A 5,688-nucleotide genomic window follows, 5' to 3' on the forward strand; every position below is an offset into this window, starting at 1 on the left:
GTCACGTCGTTCCAGGCGCCGCGGATCGCGGCGGTCAGCGGCGGATAGGTAGCGCCGGCCACCGCGGTCGCCGCGTAGATCACGGCGAGGCCGTGGTTGTGCAGAAGGACCAGCAGGAGCAGCGCGAGCGGGTGGGCCACGCCGGTGACCAGCAGGACAGGGGTCGGGCCGATCCGGTCGGCGATCCGGCCCGCGAGCGGGCTGATCACGGCGCCCGAGACGGCGTAGATGCCGCCCGCGATGCCGGCCGGCGCGAACTGGCCGGTCACGCCCTGCACGACGAGCAGCAGGGCGAGCGGGGTCATGCCGATCCCGAGCCGGCCGATGATGCCGAAGACGAACAGCGCCGGCGCGCCCGGGACCCGCCAGACCACCAGGTACTGCCGAAGCGCTGTCACGGCGACCACCCCTGTAACGACCGGAAGACCAGCCGAACCTAACGGTCGACTGGTCTTCCGGCCTAACTGTTTACGGGGTGACGCGGGTTACTGGAACTGCACCGGCCCGACCTCGCGCGGGTTGCGGGCCATCTCCTCCAGCCGGCGGATCCGGTCGGCCATCGGCGGGTGGGTGGAGAACAGCTTCGCGACGCCCGCACCGCTCAGCGGGTTGGCGATCATCAGGTGCGCGGTCCTGGTGAACTGGTTGTCGGCCGGCAGCGGGAGCTGTCGCGCGCCAGACTCGATCTTGCGAAGCGCGCTGGCCAGGGCCAGCGGGTCGCGGCTGAGCGCGGCACCGGAGGCGTCGGCCTGGTACTCCCGGTTGCGGCTGATCGCGAGCTGGATGATCGACGCCGCGAACGGGCCGAGGATCAGCATCGCGAGGAACACCGCCGGGTTCGGCGCGTCGTCGTCGTCACCGCCACCGATCGGCAGGAACCACGCCAGGTAGGCGAGGAACGTGATCATGCCGCTGATCGCCGCCGCCACGCTGGAGATCAGGATGTCGCGGTTGTAGACGTGCGACAGCTCGTGGCCGATCACGGCCCGCAGCTCGCGGTAGTCGAGGATCTGGGTGATCCCGGTGGTGACGGCAACCGCGGCGTGCTGCGGGCTACGACCCGTGGCGAACGCGTTGGGCTGCATCGTGGGGCTCACATAGAGCCGGGGCATGGGCTGCCGGGCGTCGGCGGCGAGCTCCCGCACCATCTGGTAGAGCGCGGGGAACTCGGCCTCGGTGACCGGCCGGGCCCGCATCGACCGCAACGCGATCTTGTCGGACCAGAAGTAGCTGGCACCGTTCATCAGCAGCGAAATGATCAGCGCGATGATCAGGCCGGACGTGCCGGCGACCGCGAAGCCGATGCCGAGAATGAGCGCTGTGAGCAGGCCAAGTAGAGCGGCCGTCTTGAGGCCGTTGTAATGCCTGTGCAACGCGTCCCTCCTTCAGAACGCGGGTGGGGTGAACCCGCTGACCAGTTCAACGCCCCCTTGACTATCGACCATGCCCGCAACTGCTGTGAATTCGCTGAACGCGAACGCCAGAACCAGACACAAGGCATGAAAAGTCCAAAAGAATCTTGCCCGGGCCCGTCGGGGCCCGGACCGTCGCTCCCGCCGGACACCGCTCCGCTGCCAGGTCCGCCGCTGGTCCCGGAACAAGACCAACGCAGGCGGTGCCGCCGCAGCTCCGATGCGCATATGGAAGCAGAGCTAACGCCGCCCCGCAGGCGCCGAACCCACCGATGCGCATACGGAAGCAGAGCAAACCCGGCCCCGCAGGCGCCCACGCCACCGATGCGCATACGGAAGCAGAGCAAACCCGGCCCCGCAGGCGCCCGAACCCACCGATGCGCATACGGAAGCAGAGCAAACCCCGCCCCCAGGCCCGAACCCACCGATGCGCATACGGAAGCAGAGCAAACGCTGGTCCGGGGTGTGGTCAGCCTGCTGCCCAGTCCAGTACCAGTTGTGGCGCGAAGCCGACGGCCAGCGCGAACCCGGTTGCCAGCAGCAGCACGCCGGCAACCGGCCACGGGACGGCGCGGGCCGGGCGGTCCAGCGGGTCCGGCGCGTAGAGCAGAGCCGCGACCCGCACGTAGTACGCCAGGCCCACCACCGCGTTCAGGGCGACCACCACCGCGAGCCAGCCCGATGAGCCGGTGAGCAGCGAGCGCACCACCGCGACCTTGGCGAACAGGCCGGCCAGGCCCGGCGGCAGGCCGGCCAGGCCGATCAGTGCGAGCGCCAGCGCCGCGCCGACCCAGCGATGGCGGCGCGCGGCGCCGCGGTACGAGTCGATGCGGCCGCCGTCGGCGGACGGCTCCCGCAATGCCACCACGGCCGCGAACGCGCCGATCTCGAGGACGACGAAGAAGACCGTGTAGGCGACGGCTGCCGTCACCGCCGTCGAGAATGCCTCCCCGGTGCGGCCGTCGGCGATGGCCAGCGCGCCCAGGGGCGCCAGGATGTAGCCCGCCTGCGCCACCGACGACCAGGCCAGCAGTCGCGTCATCCGGATCTGTCGCAGCGCCACCAGGTTGCCGACCGTCATCGTCAGCACCGCGAGCGCCGCCAACAGCGGGCCCGTCACCGAGGGTGGCAGCGCCACCGTGACCACCGCGAGGATCGCCACCACGCCGCCGAGCTTCGACGCCGTCGACAGGTAGGCGGCTACCGGCAGTGGTGCGCCGTCGTAGGTCGGCGGCGCCCACGCGTGGAACGGCACGGCCGCCACCTTGAACGCCAGGCCGAGCACGAGCAGGGCGATGCCGACCGAGGTCAGTGGCAGGTCGAGCGCCCGCACCGGCGAGCCACCCGCCAGCGACACGTCGCCGGTCAACGCCGGACCCAGCGCGGTCAGGTGCAGGCGGCCTGTCACCGCGTAGAGCAGGGCCGCGCCGAGCAGGGACACCGCCGTGGCCACCACGCTGACGACGAAGAACGTGACCGCGGCCGCGGCGCTCTCCATGGTCTGCCGGCGCATGCCGACCAGGACGTACAACGGAAGGGTCAAGGTCTCGAGCGCGACGATCAGGGTGACCAGATCGCCCGCCGCGCCCAGCACGACGCCGCCGGTCATCGAGCACGCGAGGAGGAAGCAGTATTCCCCCGGCGGCGCGACGCCGGCCCGCAGCAGCGGCGCCGAGAGGCCGAGCACGCCGAGGGTCAGGAACCCGAACACGGCCGCGACCAGGGCGGACCGGTCGTTGGCGAGGTACGAGCAGGCGTCCGCGACGCAGAACGTGGACCGGTCCGAGCCGGCACCGACGACGATCGCGACCGCCGCGGTCGCCGCCGCACCGCCGGCCGCGACCGCGAGCGTGACCACCCGCCGCGCCACGAACAGGTCGGCCAGCAGCACCAGCACCGCCGTGCCCGCCGCCAGGTAGCCCGGCAGCAGCGCGACATGGTCGACCGCCTGTGTCACCGGGTCACCGCCTCGATCAGGGACCGCACCGGTGCTTCGGACAGGCCGAGGACCAGCGCGGGGACCAGGCCGACCAGCAGGGCCAGCACCACCAGCGGCGACCAGGCGGCCAACTCCGGGCCGCTGATCCGGATCGCGGGCAGCGGCGGGACCGAGACCGCCGGCGACGCCGTGCCGTGGGTCACCTTGCGGAGCATGCGCAGGAAGTACGCCGCGGTCAGCGCGCCGCCGATCGCGGCCAGCACGCCGAGCGTCACCCAGCCGCCGCCGCCCCGCTCGAACGCGGCGACCACCGCGAACGCCTCACCCCAGAAGCCGGCCAGGCCCGGCAGGCCCAGCGAGGCGATCGCCGCGAACGCCAGCAGCCCCGACAGCCACGGCGCCCGCTCCCGCAGGCCGCCGAGCACCGCCAGGTCACCCGTGTGGAAGCGGTCCTTGACCGCGCCGGCGAGGAAGAACAGCAGGCCGGTGATGATGCCGTGCGCGACGTTGCCGATCAGTGCGGCCTGGATGCCGGTGGCGGTCAGCGTTGCGACGCCGAGCAGCACGAAGCCCATGTGCCCGACACTCGAATAGGCGATCAGCCGCTTGAGCTCGGTCTGTGCCAGGCAGACGAGGCAACCGACCAGGATCGCCGCCACGGCCAGCGTCCCGAGCAGCGGCGACGCCCAGCGGGCGCCCTCGGGTGCGACGCCGACCGCCACCCGGATCAGCCCGTAGGTGCCCATCTTCAGCAGCACGCCGGCCAGCAGCACGCTGCCCACCGTCGGGGCCTGGGTGTGCGCGTCGGGCAGCCAGGTGTGCAGCGGCCACAAGGGACTCTTCACCGCGAACGCGATCGCCAGCAGCGTGAACGCGGCGAGCTGGGTCGTCCTGGTCAAGGTGACCTCGGAGGTGAGGGTCACCAGGTCGGCCGTGCCGGCGGCCGCGACGACCGTGAACACGCCGACCAGCAGGAGCACCGAGCCGAACAGCGTGTAGAGCGCGAACTTGCGGGCCGCGTGCCGGCGCCGGTCGCCGCCCCAGCCGGCGATGATCGCGTACATCGGCAGGAGCACGACCTCGAAGAACACGAAGAACAGCACGAGGTCGAGGGCCAGGAACGTGCCGAGCATCCCGACCTCGACCACCAGCAGCAACGCGGTCAACGTCGAGCCGCGGCCGCCCGCCGGCACGTGCCACAGCGTGTAGAGGCAGCAGAGCAGGGTCAACAGCGTGGTCAGGACCACCAGGGGGTACGAGACGCCGTCGACTCCGAAGTGCAGGCGCAGGTCGAGGGCCGGCACCCAGGACGTGTCGACAGAGGTCCACGGGACGATCGGCGGGGCACCCGAGCCCGCCGGAGCGTAGGAGAACCAGCCCGCGGGGTGGGCCGTTCCGAGCAGCAGGCTGGCGACGAACGCCAGCAGCGCGAACCCGGTGGCGGCCACCCGCCCGGCCCGGTCGGGAAGCAGGAAGGCGACGGCGGCGCCCGCGGCGGGCAGGGCGAGCACCGCGACCAGCAACGCCTCGTTCATGTCGCACTCCCGTAGAGCGCGGCCGCGATCCCGAGCAGCAGCACGCCGGCGAGCAACGCGGTCGCCGCGCGCGGGAGTCCCGCCCGGTGCCAGGCCGCGAGCTGGTTGCCGGCGTCCGTCGTGCTCTGGCCGGCGCCCTCGACCGCGCCGTCGACCACGCGCTGGTCGGTCACGGCGACGCCCCGGGCCAGGGCCACCACCGGACGGACCACGAGCCGGTCCTGCACGGCGTCGAGCCAGAAGGCGTTGTCGAAGGTGGACCGCGCCGGGCCGAGGAACCGGGCCGGGTCGCGGGCCGGGTCCCGCCGCCACAGCGCCCAGACCAGCACCACGCCGACCACGAGGGCGGCCATCGGCGCCGCGGTCTCCGCGCCGAGGTGGGCCAACTCGACCTCCGGCAGGTCGACCACGAACGGGGTCAGCCGCGCGCCGAAGCCGTCGACGAACGCCAGCAGCCCGAGCAGCGCGCTCGGGACGGCCAGCACCAGCACCGGGACGGCCATCGGCCAGGGCGGCTCGTGCGCCGACTCGGCACCGGGCGACCGGGGCGCGCCGAAGAACGTGCGCAGCCACAGGCGGCCCGCGTACCAGGCCGTGACCAGCACGCCGGCCAGGCCCACGCCGTAGACGAGGCCCGGCAGCCAGCCCGCGTCGGCCGACGAGGCCGCGTGCAGCACCGCGTCCTTGCTCCAGAAGCCGGCCAGCGGCGGCAGCCCGATCAGCGCGCCGAGCCCGATCGTCATGGACCAGAACGTGCCCGGCATGCGCCTGCGCAGCCCGCCCATCGCAGACATCGAGTTGC

The 5,688-nt window shown here is 72.6% G+C and carries 4 protein-coding genes and 1 pseudogene; all 5 read right to left on the bottom strand.

Annotation, left to right across the window (positions count from 1 at the left end; all coding sequences use genetic code 11):
- Positions 1-398: pseudogene (locus tag AB0H87_RS37035) on the bottom strand (MFS transporter); the annotation flags it as partial.
- Between the two features lie 87 nt (positions 399-485).
- A complete protein-coding gene (gene htpX / locus AB0H87_RS37040; protein ID WP_360156866.1) occupies positions 486-1,373 on the bottom strand; it encodes a zinc metalloprotease HtpX in 888 nt (295 codons plus the stop codon).
- A 508-nt stretch (positions 1,374-1,881) separates the two neighbouring features.
- Entirely contained in the window at positions 1,882-3,369 is a 1,488-nt protein-coding gene (locus tag AB0H87_RS37045; protein ID WP_360156869.1) for a proton-conducting transporter membrane subunit, read from the bottom strand.
- Positions 3,366-4,886 (bottom strand): NADH-quinone oxidoreductase subunit M, encoded by a 1,521-nt coding sequence (locus AB0H87_RS37050; RefSeq protein ID WP_360156872.1) that lies wholly within the window; start codon positions 4,884-4,886, stop codon positions 3,366-3,368. The genes AB0H87_RS37045 and AB0H87_RS37050 overlap by 4 nt, the downstream gene beginning before the upstream one ends.
- A partial coding sequence (locus tag AB0H87_RS37055; protein ID WP_360156875.1) for a proton-conducting transporter membrane subunit occupies positions 4,883-5,688 on the bottom strand: 806 nt, incomplete at its 5' end. The genes AB0H87_RS37050 and AB0H87_RS37055, both read right to left, overlap by 4 nt.

Origin of the sequence: Asanoa sp. NPDC050611 (assembly GCF_040654855.1) — a bacterium.
GTDB lineage: Bacteria > Actinomycetota > Actinomycetes > Mycobacteriales > Micromonosporaceae > Asanoa.

Coding starts and splice junctions, on each gene's coding strand:
- AB0H87_RS37050 (WP_360156872.1), bottom strand. CDS start 4,886: ATGAACGAGGCGTTGCTGGTCGCGGTGCTCGCCCTGCCCGCCGCGGGC.